This window comes from Streptomyces sp. GbtcB7 (assembly GCF_019091445.1).
Lineage (GTDB): Bacteria > Actinomycetota > Actinomycetes > Streptomycetales > Streptomycetaceae > Streptomyces > Streptomyces mirabilis.
In genome coordinates, this window is the sequence record NZ_JAGXJM010000338.1 from 1 (window position 1) to 264 (window position 264).

General features: G+C 66.7%; 1 protein-coding gene. It reads right to left on the minus strand.

Features of this window, described 5'->3' with window-relative positions; translation table 11 throughout:
- Positions 1-261: BLUF domain-containing protein (locus KVT44_RS61410; protein ID WP_217577016.1), on the minus strand; the 261-nt coding region annotated here is incomplete at its 3' end.
- Positions 262-264 lie beyond the last annotated feature (3 nt).

A 264-nucleotide genomic window follows, 5' to 3' on the forward strand; every position in this document is an offset into this window, starting at 1 on the left:
GAAGTCGAGGACGCGGTAGACCAGCATCCCCGTGATGCCGTCGCGGGAGTTGTTCACGCGGCTCTGGCTCAGGAGGTCGACGAGGTCGTCGTGATCGAAGGGCTCGGCCGCACGGCTCGCATAGACGATGAAGGTCAGCTGCTCGGTCATGCTCGAACTCCCCGGAGTGGTGGCGCGCCGGAGGATGCGGGTGCCCCCGGTCCGATGACAGTAACAGGCGGCGAAAACCGGCTCGGGGCTCTTGCGCAAGCCCGTGGTCATGCG